This is a genomic window from Pseudoalteromonas sp. R3 (assembly GCF_004014715.1).
In the GTDB taxonomy this organism is placed as follows: domain Bacteria; phylum Pseudomonadota; class Gammaproteobacteria; order Enterobacterales; family Alteromonadaceae; genus Pseudoalteromonas.
Genome location: NZ_CP034835.1, coordinates 1,574,544 through 1,596,144 on the forward strand (window position 1 = coordinate 1,574,544; position 21,601 = coordinate 1,596,144).

At 45.4% G+C, this 21,601-nt stretch carries 14 protein-coding genes and 1 pseudogene; 8 read left to right on the forward strand and 7 right to left on the reverse strand.

The features are described 5' to 3' along the window. Window positions 1–10: 10 nt before the first annotated feature. Window positions 11–2,239 carry a TonB-dependent receptor gene (locus ELR70_RS11680; protein WP_235577057.1) on the forward strand — a complete coding sequence of 743 codons (2,229 nt, stop codon included), beginning with the start codon at window positions 11–13 and terminating at the stop codon, window positions 2,237–2,239. 108 nt (window positions 2,240–2,347) lie between these two features. Then, window positions 2,348–3,325, forward strand: a complete 978-nt coding sequence (locus tag ELR70_RS11685) for a sterol desaturase family protein (protein ID WP_054014034.1) — start codon at window positions 2,348–2,350, stop codon at window positions 3,323–3,325. 57 nt (window positions 3,326–3,382) lie between these two features. Here ELR70_RS11685 and ELR70_RS11690 read toward each other — a convergent pair whose 3' ends face one another. Together ELR70_RS11690 and ELR70_RS11695 are read right to left on the reverse strand one after the other, a co-directional pair. Next, entirely contained in the window at window positions 3,383–3,667 is a 285-nt protein-coding gene (locus tag ELR70_RS11690; RefSeq protein WP_054014033.1) for a hypothetical protein, read from the reverse strand. A 285-nt stretch (window positions 3,668–3,952) separates the two neighbouring features. Next, window positions 3,953–5,524 carry a cation:proton antiporter family protein gene (locus ELR70_RS11695; protein ID WP_054014032.1) on the reverse strand — a complete coding sequence of 524 codons (1,572 nt, stop codon included), beginning with the start codon at window positions 5,522–5,524 and terminating at the stop codon, window positions 3,953–3,955. 214 nt (window positions 5,525–5,738) lie between these two features. Here ELR70_RS11695 and ELR70_RS11700 point away from each other — a divergent pair, with 214 nt between their 5' ends. Together ELR70_RS11700 and ELR70_RS11705 are read left to right on the forward strand one after the other, a co-directional pair. After that, window positions 5,739–6,482 carry a sporulation protein gene (locus tag ELR70_RS11700; RefSeq protein ID WP_054014031.1) on the forward strand — a complete coding sequence of 248 codons (744 nt, stop codon included), beginning with the start codon at window positions 5,739–5,741 and terminating at the stop codon, window positions 6,480–6,482. A 48-nt stretch (window positions 6,483–6,530) separates the two neighbouring features. Next, a complete protein-coding gene (locus tag ELR70_RS11705) occupies window positions 6,531–6,965 on the forward strand; it encodes a GNAT family N-acetyltransferase (RefSeq protein WP_054014030.1) in 435 nt (144 codons plus the stop codon). An 81-nt stretch (window positions 6,966–7,046) separates the two neighbouring features. Here ELR70_RS11705 and tpx read toward each other — a convergent pair whose 3' ends face one another. Continuing rightward, complete coding sequence (gene tpx / locus ELR70_RS11710; protein WP_054014029.1) at window positions 7,047–7,634, reverse strand: thiol peroxidase; 588 nt, start codon at window positions 7,632–7,634, stop codon at window positions 7,047–7,049. A gap of 203 nt (window positions 7,635–7,837) precedes the next feature. On the opposite strand from tpx, the gene ELR70_RS11715 reads away from it, so the two are divergent. Together ELR70_RS11715 and ELR70_RS11720 are read left to right on the forward strand one after the other, a co-directional pair. Next, window positions 7,838–8,842: a response regulator gene (locus ELR70_RS11715; RefSeq protein WP_054014028.1), complete on the forward strand. Its 1,005-nt coding sequence runs from the start codon at window positions 7,838–7,840 to the stop codon at window positions 8,840–8,842. A gap of 4 nt (window positions 8,843–8,846) precedes the next feature. Next, window positions 8,847–9,818: a diguanylate cyclase gene (locus ELR70_RS11720; RefSeq protein ID WP_054014027.1), complete on the forward strand. Its 972-nt coding sequence runs from the start codon at window positions 8,847–8,849 to the stop codon at window positions 9,816–9,818. A gap of 372 nt (window positions 9,819–10,190) precedes the next feature. Here the strand turns inward: ELR70_RS11720 and ELR70_RS11725 are convergent, their stop codons facing one another. The 4 genes from ELR70_RS11725 to ELR70_RS11740 all read right to left on the reverse strand — a co-directional run bounded on the left by ELR70_RS11725 (window position 10,191) and on the right by ELR70_RS11740 (window position 15,992). After that, complete coding sequence (locus tag ELR70_RS11725; RefSeq protein WP_054014026.1) at window positions 10,191–11,702, reverse strand: SpoVR family protein; 1,512 nt, start codon at window positions 11,700–11,702, stop codon at window positions 10,191–10,193. Between the two features lie 14 nt (window positions 11,703–11,716). Then, window positions 11,717–12,997 carry a YeaH/YhbH family protein gene (locus ELR70_RS11730; protein WP_054014025.1) on the reverse strand — a complete coding sequence of 427 codons (1,281 nt, stop codon included), beginning with the start codon at window positions 12,995–12,997 and terminating at the stop codon, window positions 11,717–11,719. A 23-nt stretch (window positions 12,998–13,020) separates the two neighbouring features. Beyond that, window positions 13,021–14,943, reverse strand: a complete 1,923-nt coding sequence (locus ELR70_RS11735) for a PrkA family serine protein kinase (RefSeq protein WP_054014024.1) — start codon at window positions 14,941–14,943, stop codon at window positions 13,021–13,023. A 467-nt stretch (window positions 14,944–15,410) separates the two neighbouring features. After that, complete coding sequence (locus ELR70_RS11740) at window positions 15,411–15,992, reverse strand: Fe-Mn family superoxide dismutase (RefSeq protein ID WP_054014023.1); 582 nt, start codon at window positions 15,990–15,992, stop codon at window positions 15,411–15,413. Window positions 15,993–16,264: 272 nt separating this feature from the next. Between ELR70_RS11740 and ELR70_RS11745 the strand changes: the two genes are divergently transcribed. Together ELR70_RS11745 and gltB are read left to right on the forward strand one after the other, a co-directional pair. After that, window positions 16,265–16,612 (forward strand): Grx4 family monothiol glutaredoxin, encoded by a 348-nt coding sequence (locus ELR70_RS11745; RefSeq protein ID WP_054014022.1) that lies wholly within the window; start codon window positions 16,265–16,267, stop codon window positions 16,610–16,612. Window positions 16,613–17,138: 526 nt separating this feature from the next. After that, window positions 17,139–21,598, forward strand: a pseudogene (gltB, locus tag ELR70_RS11750) (glutamate synthase large subunit). Window positions 21,599–21,601: the final 3 nt, after the last annotated feature.

A 21,601-nucleotide genomic window follows, 5' to 3' on the forward strand; every position in this document is an offset into this window, starting at 1 on the left:
AGGACCCATGATGAAAAGATCTGTGTTGGCCATGGCTGTGGCGCTGGCTGCACCTCAGGTACTGGCAAATGATGATGCAAAGAATGACGACATGGAACACATTCAGATCCTGAGTCATTATGACAAGCTTCGCACTGAAGCTGGCTCCGCAACTTTGTTAAGCGAAGAGCAGTTGTCTGAATTTGAATACGATGACATTCATCGTATCTTGTCTTCGGTACCCGGCGTGAATATCCGAGAGGAAGATGGCTATGGTCTGCGCCCAAACATCGGTTTTCGGGGGGTAACACCTGAACGAAGCAAAAAAATCACCATAATGGAAGATGGGGTGTTGATTGGTCCTGCGCCATACTCAGCCCCAGCGGCTTATTATTTTCCAGTCACAACTCGCATGACGGCTGTTGAAGTTTTTAAAGGGCCTGCGGCCATTAAACATGGTCCTCAGTCTGTTGCAGGTGCACTGAATCTGGTGACTCGTGCCGTACCTGAGTTTTCGGAAGGCGCTATAGATTTAGCTACGGGCAGTGATGGTTACACCAAAGCACACGCGTATTTTGGGTCAGTAGTGAATAATGTTGGCTTTTTGCTCGAAGGTGTTAATTTGCAAGCGGACGGGTTCAAAGACCTGGATGGTGGGGCTGACACAGGATTTGAGAAAAACGACTTACTCGCTAAGTTTAACTATAAGATGCAACAAGGCGAGTTTGAGCACACGTTTGGGCTGAAACTCAGCTATGCTGATGAACTGTCGAACGAAACCTATCTGGGGCTGACTGATGCGGATTTTGATGCCACCCCTTATCGTCGTTACGCTGCGTCTCAGCCTGATAATATGGATACCAAACACAGTCAGGTGATGTTTTCACACCACCTTAAATATCAGGATGTTAGCCTTACTTCGCGGGTGTACCGTAATGACTATGAACGTGCCTGGCTGAAACTAAATGGCTTGACGAACACAGATGCAACTTTGCCGGAGATACTGGCAAACCCCGAAGATGAAAAGTATCAGCGTTTGTACCTGGTTCTCAGTGGAGAAGAAGACTCAATCCCCTTTAGCGGGCGGCCGAACTTTCTGACTATGGGCACCAATGACCGTGAGTATTTCTCTCAGGGCATTCAGGTTGATGGCTCTGCCAAGTTTAATCTCGCTGGTTATAAGAATACCCTGTCGTTTGGCGTGCGCTTTCATGAAGATGAGATTGAGCGTAAACACTTTACTGAAACCTACGGCATGAAAGAGGGAAGTGCGTTTAATCTGGGGCTGGACAAAGTCTATACCGATCAAAACACCGAAAATACCAAAGCCTGGTCTGTTTATGTCGAGGACAAAGTGACGATTGATGCGTTGACGCTTGGCCTGGGGATCCGTGGTGAGCTCATGGATATGGCATACCAGAACACGGTGGATGCGGATGACTGGCAGAACAAAACGACTCGTATCTGGCTGCCTGGTATGAGTGGTTTCTATCAACTGTCTGAAGATTCAGGCATTCTGTTTGGTGTACATCAAGGTTTCTCGCCCGCTTCACCTCAGCAGTCGGTTGACATCGAAATTGAGAAAAGCACCAATTATGAATTTGGTGGCCGCTTTAACGACGGTGTGACTCAGCTGGAAGTGGTCAGTTTCTTCAATGACTACAGTAACCTGAAAGAAAGCTGCGGTCAGTCAAACTGCGGTGCGCTGGAAGTGGGCAAAGAGTTCAATGGCGGCGAGGCGCACGTATATGGACTGGAAGCTCAGTTTAGTCAGCGTTATCCATTGAACCTGCAAATTGATATCCCTTATGGCTTTGTTTACACCTACACCAAAGGGGAGTTCAAAAATGACAGGTACACCAACTTCGCACAATGGGGTCATGTAAAAAGCGGCGATGAACTCCCGTATTTACCTGAGCATCAGGCCAGTTTTAATATAGGTGTTTCTGCCCCTGACTGGCGTGTATCTTTGGCGGTGAAGTACGTCGGCTCTATGTCAGAAGCTGCGGGTCGCAGTTGGGACAGCAGCACAGATCCCAATGCCCCCACTGGCAGCTATGATCTGATACTCGAGGGTAAAGAAGTGTCTGCGATTACAACCGTCGACTTGTCTGCCGTCTATGAATTGGGCAAATACGGTCAGGTGTATGCTAAGGTTGATAACCTGCTGGATGAGACCAAGATCGTGAGTCGTCGCCCTTATGGAGCTCGACCTGGCAAGCCTCGTCAGTTTACATTGGGCTATAAATATTCTTTCTGAACCATGTAAACCAATCACAGGTGCGTAATCAGCTGCGCATCTGATGTATTTTAGTATACTTACAAGGCCGCTAATCAGTGGCCTTTTTTAAAGGAGTCGGTCCACTTTATGATAGAAACGCTTTGGCAAAGTCTATCTTCTTTGCCCGGTTATTTACTGGATGCGAATAAACGAATCTATTGGCTGTATCTTCTCAGTGCCGTCGCGATGGCGGGCCTGGTATACAGCAAACTACATGGCCCGCGTTCGCTCAAAGGGTTCCTGGGGTTTTTGTTCCCGCGTGACGTCTGGCTATCTGACAGTGCAAAACTGGATTACGGATTGTTTATTGCCAACAAATTAATCAAAGCACTCACCTTTGCTCCCATAGTATTGACTATGGTGCCGGTTGCTATTGCTATTTCTGATGGTCTTGAGTGGCTGTTTGGCGCGCCCTTACATCTTGCCTGGGATGACTCAGTGGTCATTTTTTTGTTTACGTTGATGCTGTTTCTGGTTGATGATTTTACCCGGTATTTGTTGCACCTGGCGCTTCATAAAATTCCATTTTTGTGGGAGTTTCACAAAGTACACCATTCTGCAAAAGTGCTGACTCCGTTTACTATCTATCGTTCACACCCGGTAGAAAGCTACTTGTACGCTTGCCGTATGGCTTTAACGCAAGGTTTAGTGGTGGGGTTAGGGTATTTCCTGTTTGGTACGGCGTTGAGTATGTTCGATATCCTTGGAGCTAATGCTTTCGTTTTCTTATTTAATATTTTTGGCTCAAACTTACGCCATTCTCATATCTGGTTTAGCTGGGGAGATAAGGTTGAAAACTGGTTTATTAGCCCAGCACAACACCAAATTCACCACAGCGCAGATCCAGCTCACTTTGATACCAATTTGGGCTCCGCATTAGCAATATGGGACAGGTTAGGGCGCTCTTTGATCCGCGCATCACAAGTTGAGAAAATAGAAATAGGAGTTGGCCGTTACGATGCCGGACATGACAGCTTGGCCGCTATTTATTTTAAGCCACTCAAAGAAGCCACTCGCTGTTTACTGCCTAAGCGAATAAATACTGCTATAAGGAGAGAGAAATAGGCTGGCGACGGGCATTGCCAGCCTATGAGGGAGAGTAGGCTCCCATAAAACGGTATCTTAGTGCACCTGGCCTTGTGCGGTGCGATAAAACCCAAGTGCATTTAATTGTTCAATAATTGCCGGGTCATCAAGTCTGTCAGGCGTATCCTGATCGCGTAAAAAATGCTTCTTAGGAACAGAATGCATATCTAGCATTTTTTGGAAAAGGATGTCCCTAATTGTCAACGCTGTCATTCCTGAATCTTGAATAGCATCAAGTTGCGCTTGCAATTTTGCGAGCGGGCCTGCATTTACATCATCCACCGCTGCAGGAAAGTAAGAAGCTGATTTATTTTTTAACATGCTTGCCCTCTCGAATAATTAGAGTGCCCACTCAATGTTCCTGATTGAGGGGTATAAGTGTCAGATTTAAATTAAGAAAATAGATTAGTGCAACTAACCTACTGAAGCCAGTTTACTTCGAATTGAGGGGCAATTACCAACGATGATGTAAAGCTTTGTAAATCGTATAGTTACAAAGATGCCACGATTATGTGCCTGATATTTAGACGTCTAGATGTAAGTGTATGATGCGGAATTAGAAATAATTCTCAGTACCCCTTTTGATACTGAGAATTATTTTGCAGATTATGAAAATAATTTTTCTTTGACGTGTTCAGCAAAGCCACTACCGGCTTCTAAATAGAAGTTATAGGTAGAGTGTACGCCCAAATCTTCCAGCTCTTTTTGTTGATCCGGGTAGTTTGCAATGGCAGTAACCTGGCCTGAGAACCCAGATGCCTTGAGCTGTTCAAGGGCATAGATATTCTGCATGTGCTTGGGCATTGCCAGCATAACCATGTCAACATTAGAATGATTTACTCTTTGCCAGAAGTCGGGGTCAGTTGCATCGGCGAGCAGCACCCGGCGCTCAAGACTGATGTGTTTTTCGACTACTTCAGGCTTGATATCTACTCCGGCAACAGCGCCTGGGTGAGAAGCATGAATGGTCTCATAGGCACCGGTTCCAATCCGACCCATACCAAATATCACGATCCGTGTGTCGGTCAGGTTAACTGGTAATTCTTCTTCAAGCCGTTTATCACTTTCAAATTTAACGAGCAGCGGCTCAAGCTTAACGTATATTTCATTTGCTTTTTTATTCAAGGGGGTGGCCAGCACAAAAGTGACTGACACAGCCAGTGCAACTACAGCAAGCCAGTCGGTGGTGATCATGCCACTGCTCGCGGCTACCGCACAGACGATCAGACCAAACTCACTGTAGTTGGACAAGGTAAATGCACTAAGCAGGGACGTCCGGGCACGTAGTCTGAACATGTTGGTATAGAGGTAGTAAATGAAAACTTTGACAGGCAGTACAATTGCAAGTAACACGGCAATAAGCACGGCTTCGAGAGAGATGTTGGCGTTGAGGCCAATGTTAAGGAAAAAGCCAACCAATAAAATATCTTTGACGTTGAGTAGTGCTTTAGACAGTTCACCTGCTTTTTTATGCGGCGCAAATATCATTCCGATGATCAGGGCGCCTAAATCACCTTTCAGACCCGCCAGTTCGAACCCGTGGTAGCCAAGTACGAGGGCAAAGAAAAAACCGAATAATGGCAGGAGTTCGCCATGTTTTGAGCGGTTAAGTACCCAGAACAACATTGGCCGTAATAGAGGTAAACCAATAAGCAGAGCAAGTGCCCATATGTTAGGCGACTTACCAGTGCTGATGGCGAGGAAGATCACTGCAAAAATATCCTGCATAACCAGGATCCCGATAGAAATTTTACCGTGCAGGCTGGCCATCTCTCCTCTTTCTTCCAGGACCTTTACCGCAAATACGGTACTGGAAAAACTGAATGCGAAGCCAACCAGACAAGCACTTTGCCAGGATAAGTCGACAAATAAAGGTAACCCAAATGCGCCTAACATTAGTAATAAGGAGGCGAAAAAGGCGATACTGGTGACCAAATGCAGACTTGCTGGTGCCCAAACCTGAGGCTTAACCAGGTTGGATACTTTCAGTTTTAAGCCAATACTGAACAACAGTAGAGTAACACCCAAATCAGCCAGTTGGGTGAGTAAGTCGGTACTGCTGTGCCCTAACAAATTGAGGACAAAGCCCGCCAGCAAAAAGCCAATTAATGGTGGGAGTTTGAGTTGATAGACGGAAAAGCCACAGGCAAAGGCAACGGCGAAGTACAGTAATTCCATAGTGATTCAGTCAAGTCGAAGGTGTTAGCAGTGTAACAAAACAAACTGATTTATAAATGAAAAATTAGCACATTGATTAACTAATATAAGCCTCACAGGGGACATTTTAAGATTTGATGTCAACTATTTATCTGATCGCTATAAATTTTCGCTGACAAACCTGAAAAAATGTGGTTAAGATGCGGATAAGGGGACATCCTCGAGAGGAGATAAGATGTTTAAAAAGCTCTTGGCATCCGTAGGTATTGGTGCCGCGAAAGTAGATACAATTTTAGAAACAGAACATTTGCATCCAGGTCAAAAATTCCAGGCGCAGATAGTTGTGTTGGGTGGCGATGTAGAGCAAGAAGTAAGTGGCCTTGAGCTGGCGTTGATGACAAAAGTGAAGGTTGAGGGTGACAGTGGCGAGTACTATGCAAATCAGGTAATCGAGAAATGGCGTATTGGTAACAAATTCACAATTGCGCCGGGCGAGAAAAAGGTGATCCCATTTGAGGCCCGCTTGCACTCTGAAACCCCGATTACTGAAATTAACGCACCATATAATCACAGCTACGTATGGCTGGAAACAGGGCTGGACATCGATTTGGCCATGGACCCGAGTGACAAAGATTTGCTACATATCTATCCTAATGAGGCCGTCAAAAATTGTCTGATGGCCATGGATAAACTAGGGTTTAGAATGGTGAAGGCGGATGTTGAACGAGGCTACCTCAAGGCATCTAACTTTCAGTCTGTATCGGGGTGTTACCAGGAGATCGAATATCGTCCGGCTAACACATCTTTGTTTGGTCTTCAGGAAGTCGAGCTATCTTTTGTCCCTGAAGCACATCGAACGCATGTACTAATTGAGCTGGACAGGGCGTTTCGCGGCGATGGCTATGTTGACTTGACTATTGAGCATGATCAGGTGAACTTATCTCAGTTATGTGACCAACTGGAAAGGCTATTCGCCTAAATCATTATGACGCCTCGCTAGGGGCGTATCTTTTCAAGTGATAAACCCATGCAAGTTAAAACCTTTTACGAACTTTCTCACGAAGAGCTGTTTAGTATTTTTCAGACACGTATTGCTGTGTTTGTTGTAGAGCAAGCCTGTGCTTATCAGGAAATTGATGAGACAGATAAAAAGTCAGATACCTTGCATGTTTTTTTAATCGAGCAAGGCGAGTTACAGGCTTATGCAAGATGCTATAAATCAGCGTTGGGTTGCAGTGCCATCGGTCGTGTTCTTGTTTCACAAGCCTGTCGCGGTAAAGGTATAGCTCAGACTTTGATGACCAGAGCGATAGAAGTCTGCCGCACACAGTATGGCGTGCAACCCATACACATCTCGGCACAAACTTATTTGACTCAATTTTACCAGTCTTTAGGGTTTGAAATATGCAGCCAGGCTTACCTGGAAGACGGTATTGAACACATAGATATGGTGCTTTCATAGCATAGCGAACGGTGCATAGATGTGAAAGTAACCCTATACTTGCATCTGTACACCGTCAAAAATGGATTAAAGCTTTGGGAATTAAAGTTGTTTTAACGCCTCAATTGCGCCCTGATAATTGGGTTCACTGGCTAGATTGCTAACAAGTTGCTTATAAACTACCTTGTGATCTTTGTCTAATACCAGTACAGCTCGGCTTAGCAGGCCCATATCCTTAATGTAAAGGCCGTATTTGGCTCCGAAATCGCGCCATACTGAATCCGATAATGTATCAATCTGATCAATGTTCTCCGTTTTGCAGAAGCGCTTTTGAGCAAAGGGGAGGTCAGCGCTGATGGTAAGCATCGCGACATCGGAAAACTCTTTGGCCACCTTTTCGTTAAAGTACTTGGTCTGCAAAGAGCAGATCCCGGTGTCAAGGCTGGGCACGACGCTTATCAACACGGGTTTACCCACGTAATTGGCTAATGTAACTGGCACAAAGCTGCCATCAACAACTTTAAAATCGGGGGCTGAGTCGCCGACTTTAATGCCTTGTCCTAGCAGAGTGACAGGCTTGCCCTGTGCACTGACTTTTCCTGCGTCAACTTGGTTTTCTTGCAGCTCGTTGGCACAGACTGGGTTTGTCAAAGTCAACAGTGATGCCGTAAGCAAGGATATGATTCGCATAACGTATTCCCTTTTTAATTTTTCGCAATTCCCGTCAGTGTATTATACTGGAATTATATAACCAACCTTTGCAGTAAATTGGATTGTAAATCGGTTAAGCTTTGATTACCATGTAAGTCCTAAAATGCTGCTATGTCATAACTATAAATAGAAAATTTTTGGCTGATCACAACCAGTTAGCTGAAAATGCGAAGAGAGCTTTTATGTCAACACCTGTCCTGATATGCGATGATTCAAAATTGGCACGCCGGCAACTGGCGCGATCATTGCCAGACGACTGGGATATTAAAGTGGAATTTGCAGAACATGGCTTGGATTGCATTGAAAAAATAAAAGCGGTCTCACCCGAGATTTTGTTTTTAGATCTAAATATGCCTCACATGGATGGATATGAGGTGTTACAAGCAATAAACGAACAAGGATTGAATGTTTTGACAGTTGTCGTCTCTGGAGATATCCAGCCAAATGCGCACCAAAGAGTAATGGAATTAGGTGCGATCGATTTTATACGTAAGCCCTGTGATGCTGCAAAGCTAGAAGAAATCATTACGCATCATGGGATCAAAGATAAGGCTATTCGTGCCAATCTGGTGCATAAGCTCGGTGAGCAACTTGAGCCTGAGATCCGAGATATTTATCAAGAAATTACGAATGTCGCAATGGGGCAGGCAGGTGACTTGCTCGCTCGGTTACTTAATGTATTCGTTGAATTACCTATTCCAAATGTAAACGTGCTAGAGGTCAATGAACTGCACATGGCGTTGCAAGCGATTGATGCGAGCGCCACGACGTCGGGTGTATGTCAGGGGTTTATTGGAGGTGGAGTATCGGGAGAAGCCTTGCTTCTGCTTAATGACTCCAGCTTCAAGGAAATTGCATCATTGATGAGCTATACGGGTGAACTCAATCAAAAAGTAGAACTTGAGCTACTGATGGACATTAGCAATATCCTGATTGGTGCCATCCTGACTGGTTTATCAAAACAGTTAGACATGCCATTTAGTCAGGGGCACCCGGTCGTGCTTGGACAACATTGTGAAGTTTCAGAGCTCGTAAAAGCGAACAAAGACCGCTGGCAACGTACACTAGCGATAGAAATAAGTTACGGAATTGAAGACCACGACATCAACTGCGATTTAATGTTGTTGTTTACTGAAGACTCACTTAAAACACTCAAATATAAAGTTGAGTACCTGTTAGAAGATTAGAATTATGCCTGCATCTGATTTTGACATGAATGAGATCCATTGGTTAATGGATATGTTTAACACAGTTGATGTCGGCCTGGTCGTTTTGGACAGGAACTATCGAGTGTGTGTCTGGAACGGGTTTATGGAAAACCACTCAGGTCTGTTGCCAAGCGCGGTAAAAGACAAAGATGTTTTTGACCTGTTTCCCAGCATTGATGAGGCCTGGTTTAAAAGCAAGTCAGAACCTGTATTTGTACTCAAAAACCGGTCTTTCACGATTTGGGAACAGCAGCCTTATATTTTTCGCTTTAAAAATTATCGGCCTATCACAGGAAAGGCTGATTATATGTATCAGAACGCAACCTTTATACCACTGACGACGGTCACAGGTGAAGTGGCACATATTTGTGTGATTATTTACGATGTGACTGATGAGGCAATGAACAAGCTTGAGCTCGAGAAGGTGAATAAAACGCTGGAAAAAATGAGCCGCACAGATAGCCTCACTAAGCTTGCGAATCGTGGTTATTGGGAGCAAAGTTTAAGAACGGAGTTCAAACGTTTACAGCGAAGCCATGGAAGCAGCAGTTTGTTAATGTTCGATATCGACTTTTTTAAGCGCATCAATGATGCCTATGGTCATAGTGGCGGTGATGAGGCCATTCGCCATATCTCGGATCTGTTACAAAAGACACTGCGTGAAACCGATGTCGCGGGGCGCTATGGTGGTGAAGAGTTTGCCGTAACTTTGGTCGATACCGATGCAGAAGGCGCAAAAGTGTTTGCTGAAAGACTGCGTAGTCTGATTGAAAACTCAGTAATCTACTACGATGACAAAGAGATTAAGCTGACTGTAAGTCTGGGTATTGCCTGCTGTGATGACAATTTTGAAAAGTATGAGCAATGGATTGAGGCCGCCGATACCGCGCTTTACCACTCTAAAGAAAATGGCCGGAACATAGTCACGGTGTATGATCCTTCTATGGCACACTAAGCAGTATCAATCTTTGCTACATACGTTAATATAGTAAGGCTGTTAAATCATGTGCGTTTAAGTTGGTGCAAAGGAGCCGAAGACTGTCACTTTGCACCAAAACTTTCATGTAGGTATTAATACTTTCGCCGCGTCATTCATTGGTCGCAGGGGGATTCAATCTGCCAATAACAGTGCTAAAAGTTTATCATTTAGAACAACTGTAACTTCTCGCCTTAAGAGTGATTATTTATGTGGTTCGATGTGAAATCTCAGCTTGTTCGAGGCGAATTCGTGTCCGGTTTCATTTAAAAAACAGCACTATAACAGCTTTGCTTATCCAGTTAGGTGTTATTCCTGAAGAATAAAAAGCCCTTTCATAAGGGCTTTTTGCTAAATGGAGTCATCTTTATTTTCCTGCGGACACTGACCCAGAATGTTCACCGTGCCATCATCCTGCAGCTCTTCGAGTTTAACTGGAAATCCCCATAGCCGGTAAAGGTGCTTTAGCACTTCTTTCTTTGAATCAGCAAGGGGTACCTTGTTATGGGGAACGTACCTTAATGTAAGCGAGCGATCGCCTCGTATATCCACATTGTACACCTGAATATTGGGTTCGTGATTACTCAGGTTATAATGCGCAGACAAACTATTTCTGACCTTCTGATAGCCAGACTCGTCGTGGATGGCGCCCACTTCCAGGTGAGGTGATTTCTCCTGATCTATAATAGTAAATAACTTGAAATCTCTCATGATCTTAGGTGACAGAAACTGGCTAACAAAGCTTTCATCTTTGAAGTTTTCCATGGCAAAATGGAGGGTATCGAGCCAATCCTTGCCAGCAAATTCTGGAAACCAGTATTTATCTTCGTCAGTTGGGTTTTCACAGATCCTGCGAATATCTACCATCATATTAAAACCCAGTGCATACGGGTTTATACCAGAGTAAAACTTACTGTTGTAAGGTGGTTGATAGACGACATTAGTATGGCTTTGTAAAAACTCTAACATAAAAGCGTCGCTCAACTTACCTTCGTCATACAAGTGATTCAATATTGTATAGTGCCAAAACGTCGCCCAGCCTTCATTCATCACCTGCGTCTGTCTTTGCGGATAAAAGTACTGAGATACCTTGCGCACTATTCGAATTATCTCTCTTTGCCAGGATTCGAGTAACGGGGCATTCTTCTCAATAAAGTACAAGATATTTTCCTGAGGTTCAGATGGAAACTTAACATCTTCTCTTTCATCCTGCTGTTTCCCTTTGGGGATGGTTCGCCAGAGCTCATTGACCTGAGACTGGAGATAGTCTTCTCGCTCTTTTTGGCGTTTTTGTTCCTCGTACATAGAGATTTGTTGCGGGCGTTTGTAGCGATCTACTCCATAATTCATCAATGCATGGCAGGAGTCGAGCAGGTTTTCGACCTCATCTATGCCGTATTTTTGTTCACACTTGGCGACATAGTTCTTCGCAAAGACCAGATAGTCGATAATAGACGAAGCATCCGTCCACGCTCTGAAAAGATAATTTCCTTTAAAAAACGAATTATGACCGTAGCAGGCATGTGCCATGACCAATGCCTGCATTGGCATGGTATTTTCTTCCATCAGATAGGCGATACACGGATCTGAGTTGATCACAATTTCGTAAGCTAGGCCCATTTGACCCCGTTTATAGGTTTGCTCCGTTTGGATGAACTTCTTACCGTAAGACCAGTGTGCATAACCAATGGGCATGCCTACGCTGGAGTAGGCATCCATCATCTGTTCCGCGGTGATCACCTCAATCTGATTCGGATAGGTATCCAGTCTGTAGTGGGCCGCCACTCGAGCAATCTCAGCCTGATATTCTTCAAGCAAGTCGAACGTCCAGTCCGGGCCATCATTTAGCGGGTTATATGTCATAGGCACTCCCCCTGTTAGGCTGCGTTTTGTTGTCGGTTTTTCTTAAACAACTCTCTGAATATCGGATAGATATCTTCGACAGAACGAATGTGTTGCATAGCAAAGTTGTCAAATGTATCTGCAATGCCTTGATACTCACGCCAAAGACTTTGATGGGCGCGTGTTGTGATTTCGATATAGGCATAGTACCGCACTACTTTTAGCAGCTTGTTCGTTAGTATGTCTGTACAATGTGGTGAGTCATCTGCCCAGTTGTCACCATCAGATGCCTGTGCGGCATAGATGTTCCAGTCTCCCTGCGCATATCTGTCAGCAATGATCTCATCCATTAGTTTCAGTGCACTGGACACTATGGTGCCACCGGTCTCCTGAGAATAGAAAAACTCCTGCTCATCGACTTCTTTCGCTTGAGTGTGGTGTCGGATATAGACGACTTCGATATCTTTGTAAGTACGTGTTAAAAACTGATAGAGCAAAATATAGAAACGCTTGGCCATATCTTTGGTTGCCTGATCCATTGAGCCAGATACATCCATCAGGCAAAACATGACAGCTTTACTTGTAGGATGTGGGCGCTTTTCATAATTTCTGAATCGCAGATCATAGTTATCAATGAACGGGACTGCATCGATCTTGCGCTTAAGCTCTGATATTTCTCGCTCAAGTTGCTGGATTTGCGTTTGCTTTGGTACAGGCTCTTCAAGCAAAGCCGCTAATTGCTCTTCTAGCTCTTTAAGCTGTTTTCTTTTGCTTGCAGTCATAGCAATGCGTCTGGCCACTGAGCCCTTTAACGATCTCACTATATCCAAGTTACTTGGCATACCATCGTTACAAAAGCCAGCTCTGTGCGTTTTCATTTGCACTAACTTGTCGAGCTGACTTTTTTGCAGGTTTGGCAACTCCAGGTCTTCGAACAAGAGATCCAGATATTCATCCTTTGAAATAGAAAATACAAAATCGTCCTGCCCTTCGCCTTGATCACTGGCATTGCCTTCCCCAGCACCGCCACCCTGACCAGAGGGGGGGCGCTGAATTTTGTCTCCCGTCGTGAATTGATCATTGCCGGGATGAATGTGTTCTCGATTACCCCCTTTCCCTTGGTGGAAAATAGGTTCACTGATATCTCTTTGCGGTATAGAAATACTCTCTCCACTGGAGACATCAGTAACACTTCTTTTGTTAATGGCATCCGAAACCGCTTCTTTTATCTGCTTTTTATAGCGTCTGATAAAACGTTGCCGGTTCAACGTACTTTTATTCTTGCCATTCAGTCGACGATCGATGAAATGTGCCATAGAACACCCTCCAACCGCTAAAGTTATTGAGATTTTCTAACCCGTAAATACCACTCTGATAGTAAGCGGACTTGTTTCTGGGTATAGCCTTTTTCCATCATTCGATTGACAAAGTCTTCGTGTTTCTTCTGATCTTCGGCTGAGGTTTTCGCATTGAAAGAAATGACCGGTAGCAGCTCTTCCGTGTTCGAGAACATTTTCTTCTCTATCACAGTTCTGAGTTTTTCATAACTGGTCCAGACTGGGTTTGCGCCGTTATGATGAGCGCGTGCTCTCAATACGAAGTTGACGATCTCATTACGGAAATCCTTGGGATTTGAGATGCCAGCTGGCTTCTCTATTTTCTCAAGTTCAGCGTTGAGTGCTGCTCTGTCGAATAACTGGCCAGTATCTGGATCCCGATACTCTTGATCCTGAATCCAAAAGTCGGCATAAGTGACATAACGGTCGAATATATTTTGCCCGTACTCTGAATAAGATTCGAGGTATGCAGTTTGTAGTTCCTTGCCAATAAATTCAACATACTGCGGGATCAAATAGCCTTTAAGGTGGCTTAGGTAGCGCTCCTGAATTTCTGCACTGAACTGCTCACGTTCAATTTGCTGCTCAAGCACATAGAATAAATGCACTGGGTTTGCCGCGACTTCAGCGTGGTCAAAGTTGAAGACCCGAGACAATATCTTGAAGGCAAAACGGGTAGAGAGACCAGTCATTCCCTCATCCACACCAGCATAATCTCTGTATTCCTGGTATGACTTCGCCTTTGGATCTGTGTCTTTGAGACTTTCACCATCATAAACGCGCATTTTTGAGTAGATGCTGGAGTTTTCAGGCTCATTGATACGCGACAACGTAGAAAATTTCGCGAGTGTTTCAAGCGTACCAGGTGCGCATGGTGCAGTTCTTAGCTCACTGTTCTCAATTAATTTCTTGTAGATTTTGACTTCTTCAGAAACACGTAAGCAATAAGGTACTTTAACAATAAAAACACGATCCAAAAATGCTTCGTTGTTTTTGTTGTTCTTGAATGACTGCCATTCTGATTCATTGGAGTGAGCAAGAATGATGCCGTTAAAGGGCAGGGCGGAAATACCTTCGGTGCCGTTATAATTTCCTTCCTGTGTTGCAGTGAGCAAAGGATGCAGGACTTTAATGGGCGCCTTAAACATCTCCACGAATTCCATCAACCCCTGGTTGGCCAGGCATAAAGCCCCTGAATAAGAATAGGCGTCTGGATCATTTTGGGCATAATGCTCTAATTTTCGAATATCGACTTTACCAACCAGGGCTGAAATATCCTGATTGTTCTCATCACCCGGTTCTGTCTTAGCGATGGCAGTCTGATCCAAAATAGAAGGGTACCGCTTTACGACCCGAAATTTAGAAATATCGCCGTTGAATTCATGTAATCGTTTGGTCGCCCAGGGAGACATCACGGTACGTAAGTAACGGCTGTTTATCCCGTACTCTTTGTCCAGTAACTCACCGTCTTCAAGAGGGTTAAACAGGCTCAGAGGATGGTCGTTTACGGGTGAGCCTTTGATCGCATAAATAGGCACCTGCTGCATCAAATATTTGAGCTTTTCCGCAATGGATGACTTACCGCCCCCAACAGGACCCAGCAGATAGAGGACTTGCTTATATTCTTCAAGGCCCTGTGCGGCGTGTTTGAGATAAGACACTATCTGTTCAATGGCGTCTTCCATACCGTAAAATTCATGAAATGCAGGGTAGCGAGCAATGACTCGGTTTGAAAACAGGCGACTAAGCCGAGCATCCGTTGAAGTATCGACCATTTCTGGTTCACCAATTGCCATCAGCAAACGCTCCGGTGCACTGGCGTACGCTGCTTTGTCTTCTTTACATATTTCCAAATATTCCGCTATGGTGAACTCTTCTTCTTGGGACGCTTCGTATCTGGACTGGTAATGCTCAAATATACTCATAATGAACTCCAATAACCTGTTGATGATGCGGTCTCTTAATGCAAGGCTATTTAAAGTTTAGTAGGGATATTTAAAATTTGCCCAAAAATTCCAGTAATTTAATGTTCACTAAGCTTGCTGTGTAGGTGTGAAATTTTCTCATCAATTGATCTTTACAGTGCATTTAATCGAGTTTTTCAAACAAATGGTCAAATTAGGAGCACAAAGTCGCTTTCTATAAGCTAAATAGTGCACTCTGAATGTAGTTTTTAATCGCTATTTAGCCTGATACAAGCGGTCGTTCGGGCACCGCAGGCGATACAACAAAATGCATGGTTTGCAGGCACTGACTATGTGGATATTTGTATAGTGGTTTTTAGCAGTAAAGAAACAAACAAACGACAGCAATATGTGCCTCAGGAGAGAGACTAGGAGGCAAAGGCACTAAAAAAGGCGCTCTGAAGAGCGCCCTTTTATACAGTCTGAAATTAAGCAAGGTTCTCGTTAGCGAAATCCCAGTTAACCAGTGCCCAGAAGCCTTTCAGGTAGTCTGGACGCACATTGCGGTAATCAATGTAGTAAGCGTGTTCCCACAAATCTACAGTAATGATCGGCGTTACACCTTCTTCTGTCAAAGGTGTTGCTGCATTAGACGTATTGACGATATCCAAAGAACCGTCAGCAAGCTGCACTAACCAAGTCCAGCTAGAGCCGAAGTTGTTCACTGCTTTATCGTTGAATGCTTCCTGGAATGCTGCGAATGAGCCCCACTTCGCATTGATCAGGTCTGCAACTTTACCAGTTGGCTCGCCGCCGCCATTTGGTGCCAGGCTGTGCCAGTAGAAAGTGTGGTTCCAGATCTGTGCTGCGTTGTTGAATACGCCGCCTTCAGAGTTACATACGATTTCTTCTAAAGATTTGTTTTCAAGGTCTGTGCCTTGGATAAGGCCGTTCAGTTTTACAACGTACGTGTTGTGATGTTTACCGTGGTGGAACTCAAGCGTTTCCTGAGAAATATGCGGCTCAAGCGCGTTGATAGCATAAGGAAGTGACGGTAGTTCAAAAGCCATGTTAATCTCCATTTCGTTGTTAAATTGCCAAAGCAAATAGAAGCAATCTCTATCTTAGCTTACATTTCTATACGATTTGACGGCATATAGTGATACTATAATTCCTGAGTATTTTACTCAAGTTTTGGCAAACAGCAATGGCAATAGCCAAGACTTGTAGAATGAATGGCTTAGATTGCATTCATTTTGTACGGGCTAACTGACAAAAGAAGAGGTTGACTGGCAAAGTGGATGATATGCTGAGCTATGCTATCGTCATTTTGAGGTAAATAATGGAAACCATTGAAAAGATTAAACAGCAAATCGCAGAAAATCCGATCATCCTATATATGAAGGGATCGCCCAAGTTACCTAACTGCGGTTTCTCTTCGCAGGCATCTCAAGCGCTGATGGCGTGTGGCGAGCAATTTGCTTACGTCGATATTCTGCTTAACCCAGACATTCGTGCTGAGCTGCCTCATTATGCCAACTGGCCAACATTTCCGCAGCTTTGGGTCGAAGGAGAGTTGATTGGTGGATGTGACATCATCATTGAAATGTTTCAAAAAGGTGAGTTGCAACCGCTGATTGCAGAAACGGCTGCAAAATACAAAGAAGACGACGCTGAAACAGCAGAGTAATTCTGTTTTAAGTCGTTTTAGGGCATGTCAACGTCAGTTGCATGCCCTTTTTTATGCGCCTTTGTTTTGTAAATTTATCGACCTATATCTGCGAACACCGCTTCCTATCATTGAGAACTTTTCGTTAATTTCACGCCCCATTTCTTCTTTTGCAACACTAAGTTTACGCATACGTCAAGCATCAACCCTGCATAGACTCAGGGGTTGCCAAATTCATTCTCGAAATATTGAATATTTATGCATTGTTATGTTGGGTGTTACGTTGACGTAAACTTCCCTTTTGTAGCGCGGTTTTTGTCATTTTTTTGATTTGATACCGGTGTCATTTTGTGTTTTTCTACGAGTGTTGAAATATTTGTAAGGTTACAAGTCGTTATCTAAGTACCTTTTTTATGAGAAATATTCATGTATATGAATAACTATTCTTTATTGTATTGACTCGAATACTAATCAGGGCTAGCTTTGATTATCTGCCAGTAATTCGTCTGAAATTACCGGCTGGCAGTTGTAGCAAGGGGAGGAGTCCATGTTATATGACTCAGCATTAGAAAAAGAAAACTGTGGTTTTGGTTTGATCGCACACACACAAGGTCAGGCCAGCCACAAGTTAATCCGCACGGCAATTACCGGCCTGGACAGAATGCAGCACCGCGGGGGCATAGCTGCGGATGGGAAGACTGGGGATGGGTGTGGTTTATTATTACAAAAGCCAGACAGCTTTTTCAGAGCTGTTGCGGCTGAGAACGAGTGGCATCTGGGTAAAAATTATGCGGTTGGTATGGTGTTCCTTAGCCAAGATCCATCGCTTGCCAAAGAAGCTCGTGACATCATTAACAAAGAATTAGAAAAGAAACACTGACATTGGTGGGCTGGCGCACTGTCCCCACCGACCCAGGTATGCTTGGTCCTATCGCAACGGAGCAACTCCCCCTGTTTGAACAGGTCTTCGTGTCTGCACCGGAGGGATGGCGTCCAAAAGACCTGGAACGTCGGCTTTATATTGCACGTCGTCGTATTGAGAAGCAGCTGGAGTCAGATCCTGACTTTTATATTGCGAGTTTGTCGGGTCTGGTAACCATCTATAAAGGTCTGATGATGCCAGCAGATCTGCCTAATTTCTATTTGGACCTCGCTGACATCCGTATGACCAGTGCTATTTGTGTGTTTCACCAGCGTTTTTCGACTAATACACAACCGCGTTGGCCACTGGCTCAGCCATTTCGTTACCTGGCACACAATGGCGAGATAAACACCATTACCGGAAACCGGCAGTGGGCCAAAGCGCGCGCGTACAAGTTTGCTTCGCCTTTGCTGCCTGATTTACAACATGCTGCGCCATTTGTAAACGAGAGCGGTTCAGACTCTTCCAGTCTGGATAACATGCTGGAGCTATTTCTTGCAGGTGGCATGGATATCTTTCGTGCCATGCGTATGCTGGTGCCGCCTGCCTGGCAGAAAAACCGTGCAATGGATGATGAACTCAGGGCATTCTACGACTTTAACTCGATGCACATGGAACCCTGGGATGGACCGGCGGGCATCGTTATGTCTGATGGTCGCTTTGCGGCCTGCAATCTCGACAGAAATGGCCTACGTCCGGCACGCTATGTCATTACACAAGACGGATTTATCACTCTGGCTTCCGAAGTAGGTATATGGGATTACGAACCTGATGAAGTGGTTGAAAAAGGGCGTGTTGGCCCGGGTGAGTTGCTGGTAGTGGATACATTGCACGGAAAGATTTGGCAGTCTGACGAAATTGATGAAGATCTGAAAGCAAGGCATCCATACAAGACCTGGCTAGAACAAAACGTCAAACGGCTAACGCCATTTGAAGCGCTTAATGAAGCGGATGCGGGTCAGCGTGATTTTGATGATGAGACATTGCTCGTTTATCAAAAGCTGTTTGCCTATAGTAACGAAGAAGTCGATCAGGTGATCCGTGTGATGGGCCAAAATGGTCAGGAAGCCACCGGCTCTATGGGAGACGACACGCCTTTCGCTGTGCTCTCCGAAGGAGTACGCTCACTGTACGATTACTTCAGACAAAAATTCGCTCAGGTAACTAACCCGCCTATCGATCCCTTGCGCGAGAATCACGTGATGTCGCTTGCAACCTGTATTGGTCGTGAGCAGAACGTGTTTAACGAGACAACAGGCCATGCCAAGCGTTTGCAATTTGATTCGCCTGTCCTGACCTTCTCTGATATTCAACAGCTGTTGGCAGCAGATGATGATCATTACAGTGTGTGTCGCATATCACTGAATTACAACCCACAGGTGGAAAGCCTGAAAAGCGCCATTGAACGGGTCTGTGACGAAGCTCAGCAAAAAGCCGCATCAGGATGCGTCATGTTGTTGTTAAGTGATCGTGATATCACTCAAGACACTATGCCCATACCTGCGGCAATGGCAGTAGGGGCTGTACAACATAGACTGGTGAATACTAACCTGCGCTGCGATTCCAACATCATAATTGAAACCGGCAGTGCACGCGATCCGCATCAATTTGCGGTACTACTCGGATTCGGCGCAACAGCGATATACCCTTACCTGGCTTACGAGACTTTGGTTGCGCTGTGTGACAGCAAAGTGATTGAAAAAACTTATCGCGAAGTAACGTTGGCGTATCGTAATGCGATTAATAAAGGCTTGTACAAGATCATGTCCAAGATGGGGATCAGTACCGTTGCCTCTTATCGCTGCTCGATGTTGTTTGAAGCTGTGGGCTTGTCTGATGAAATTGTTGAACTGTGCTTTAACGGGGTCAGTAGTCGTATCCAGGGAGCGGGTTTTGCTGAGTTCGAAGCGGATGGTTCACAGTTGCACAAGCTGGCATATAGTAAGCGCAAGCTGCTCTCTCACGGTGGTCTGCTTAAATTTGTTCATGGTGGTGAGTATCACGCCTATAACCCGGACGTAGTGCAGTCGTTGCAAGTTGCCGTACGATCAGGAAACTACGAGGACTATCAAAAGTACGCCAATCTTGTGAACAATCGGCCCGTGACAAATTTACGAGATCTGCTGGCGCTAAAAGCGGATTGTACAGCCATTAATATTGATGAGGTAGAACCTGCAACTGAGTTGTACAAGCGTTTCGACTCTGCAGCGATGAGTATTGGTGCTTTATCACCGGAAGCGCATGAAGCACTAGCGATTGCTATGAACCGCTTGGGTGGCTGCTCTAATTCCGGTGAAGGGGGAGAAGATAAGTTACGGTTTGGTACTGAGAAAAATTCACGTATCAAGCAGGTCGCCTCCGGCCGATTTGGCGTAACTCCCCATTATTTGCAAAGTGCGGATGTGATCCAGATAAAAGTTGCGCAAGGCGCCAAGCCTGGTGAAGGTGGTCAGTTGCCGGGTGAAAAGGTGACACCTTACATCGCCAAACTGAGATATTCTGTGCCTGGAGTTACTTTGATTTCGCCACCGCCACATCACGATATTTATTCGATTGAGGACCTGGCGCAGTTGATCTTTGATCTTAAGCAGGTCAATCCCAAGGCAATGATTTCCGTCAAGCTGGTGTCTGAACCTGGTGTAGGCACCATTGCAACGGGTGTTGCGAAAGCCTATGCGGATTTGATCACGATCGCCGGTTACGATGGCGGTACGGGAGCAAGTCCGCTCACTTCAGTGAAGTATGCTGGTAGCCCGTGGGAGCTTGGTCTGGCTGAGACACAGCAGGCATTGGTAGAAAATGGCCTGCGCCACCGTATCCGGTTGCAAACTGACGGTGGTCTCAAGACCGGTCTGGACATTATTAAGGCTGCGATTCTGGGCGCAGAAAGCTTTGGATTCGGAACAGGGCCTATGGTTGCACTGGGATGTAAATATCTGCGTATTTGTCACCTGAATAACTGTGCGACAGGTGTCGCTACTCAGGATGAGACGCTACGGCAGAAGCACTATCATGGCTTGCCAGAAATGGCGATGAACTACTTTCGCTTTATTGCTCAGGAAGCGCGCGAGATCATGGCGTCGCTGGGCATAAACAAGTTGACCGATTTAATCGGGCGTACGGACTTACTCGAGGTGCTGGATGGAACAACCGCAAGACAGCAAAAGCTTGATCTACAACCTCTGCTGGCAAAACCGGCGAATCCGTCGGGCGAAACACTCTATTGCAGTGCGCCGAACACGTCGCACTATCAGGGTCAACTCAATGAGAGCTTGCTTGAGAAAGCGAAGCAAGCGATAGACGACAAAACGGGTACCTCTTTGGTGAGTCGTATTAAAAATACTGACCGCTCTGTGGGTGCAATGTTGTCTGGATATATAGCTTCTCGTCACGGTAACCAAGGTATGGCTGCTGATCCTGTGGTGATCGAATTGCACGGAACCGCAGGGCAGGCATTTGGTGTGTGGAATGCCGGTGGTCTTGAGATGACACTGGTTGGAGATGCCAACGACTACGTGGGTAAGGGCATGGCTGGTGGCAAGTTAGTGATACGGCCACCTGTAGGCTCTAGTTTCCTGACTCACCAGGCTACCATTGCTGGTAACACCTGTTTGTATGGAGCAACCGGTGGCAAGTTGTTTGCTGCCGGGCGCGCCGGAGAGCGATTCGCCGTACGTAACTCAGGAGTTCAAGCGATTGTTGAAGGATTAGGTGATAACGGCTGCGAATATATGACAGGTGGCGTTGTCTGTGTGTTAGGTCAGGTTGGCGTTAACTTTGGCGCCGGGATGACTGGCGGTTTTGCCTATGTACTGGACGAAGCCGGAGATTTCGACAAGCGCTATAACCCTGAGCTGGTTGAAGTGCTCTCTTTGGAAGGGTTAGCAACCATGCAGGAGCATTTACGAGGCTTGATTGCTGAGCATCTGGAGAACACAGCCTCTTGCAGAGCGGAGCAGATCCTGGCCAACTTTGAGTTATATGTGCCTATGTTCAGGCTGATCAAACCAAAATCAAGCGATGTAAAGAGCTTGCTGGGGCACCGTGCACGCAGCAGTGCTGAATTGCGCGTTCAGGCACAATAGGGG